The organism is Streptomyces inhibens, assembly GCF_003389455.1.
Classification (GTDB): Bacteria; Actinomycetota; Actinomycetes; order Streptomycetales; family Streptomycetaceae; genus Streptomyces; species Streptomyces inhibens.
Genome location: NZ_QUAC01000285.1, coordinates 1 through 1,403 on the forward strand (window position 1 = coordinate 1; position 1,403 = coordinate 1,403).

2 protein-coding genes are annotated in these 1,403 nt (G+C 77.2%); both read right to left on the reverse strand.

Features of this window, described 5'->3' with window-relative positions:
* Window positions 1-303 (reverse strand): DUF5691 domain-containing protein (locus DY245_RS32915; RefSeq protein WP_483409832.1); only part of this gene is annotated, 303 nt, incomplete at its 3' end.
* Window positions 304-394: 91 nt separating this feature from the next.
* A partial coding sequence (locus DY245_RS32920) for an SWIM zinc finger family protein (RefSeq protein ID WP_128510828.1) occupies window positions 395-1,403 on the reverse strand: 1,009 nt, incomplete at its 5' end.

Genomic DNA, 1,403 nt, shown 5'->3' on the forward strand with positions numbered 1-1,403 from the left:
CAGCGCGGCGCGCCGGCGCACCGTGCTCACCGCGGCCGCGTCCAGCAGCGCGGATGCGGCGCCCTGCCCGGACCGCACCGCCACCGGCGGCATCCGCCGCTCGGTGCCGAGCAGCGCGGCGCTCACGAGATCGGGCCAGGGGGCCGGAGCGGTCGGGGTGGGGGCGGTCGGGGGCGCGGTTGGGGTCGCGGTCGGGGTGGCAGACAGGGTGGTGGGCGAAGGGGCTGTGGTGGTGCCGGCGGTGGTTCGGGTGGTGCCGGGGCCGGGGCCGGGGCCGGTGTCGGTGTCGGTGGAGCTCGTCATGCCCTTCCTCCAGGCATCGATGGTGTGCACGGGATACGCGGCCGGGCGGGCCGTCTCGCCGGGGGACCGGGGACCCGAGTCCGGGACCGGGTCACAGCGACACCGGGGTGGGGTCCCAGGCGGTCAGCGGCAGGAAGCCGCGGTGGCCGCATTCGCCGAAGACCGTGATCGGCGCGCCACCCGATATGGCGGCCAGCTGCCACAGGCCCGTACGGCCGAGACAGCGCGGGTTCAGGGGGAGCGCCGACTCCCCGTCCGCATCGGCCAGTTGCCAGCCCGCTCCGTCGCGGCCCGGTATCGGCGTGACGTCGGCGAGCACCACCGGCCAGGAATCCAGCCAGGGGTCGTCGCGCAGCGCATCGCCGTACGCGGCCAGGGCGGCATCGACACCGCAGCCGGGCGGCACCGGCCCCGGGGCCGCCGGAGCGTGCCGCTCGCCGAGCGCGGCGCGCAGCGGGCGGGCGCCCGGGTAGTAGGCGAGGTCCGCGTCGAGCATCAGGCCGGGTGGCAGGGCCAGGTCGAGGGGGTGGTTGGAGGCGCCGAAGGAGAGGTGCAGCGCCATCCGTCCGGTCCGCTCGCCCCGCAGAAAGATTCGGCGGGTGGTCAACTTGCCGTCCTCGCTGTCCTGTTGGGCGAGCACCAGCCAGCGGTCCCGGACCGGCGCCGCATCGGGGCCGGTCAGCAGGTCCGCCGCCTCCGTGGTCAGCCCGACGCGCGAGCGGACCGTGGCCGCGAGCGGGGCCGGCAGCCGCTCGATGCCGAGGAATCCTTGGTCGAGGAGGTGCAGCAGGGCGCACTCCTCCAGCAGCCGGGCCGGCCAGTCCGGACCGGACGCCACCACCGACCCCAACTCCCGCACCCGCGTGGCGAGTCCCGGAGCCTGGGCGTCGACCATACGGGCGGCCGTCTCGTCCCAGGAGCCCCTCCCGTCGGCGCGGTCGGCCGAGGCCAGACCGGAGTGCAGCAGATCCTCCAGGCGCTGCTCCAGTTCCGTGGCGCCCGCCCCGATCCGCTGCATCCGGCGCTCCGCCCGCCGCCTGGCGGCCTCCGGATCGGCGGGCGCGCGCGACGGGGCGCCGCCGCCCGAAGGCGCGCCCGCC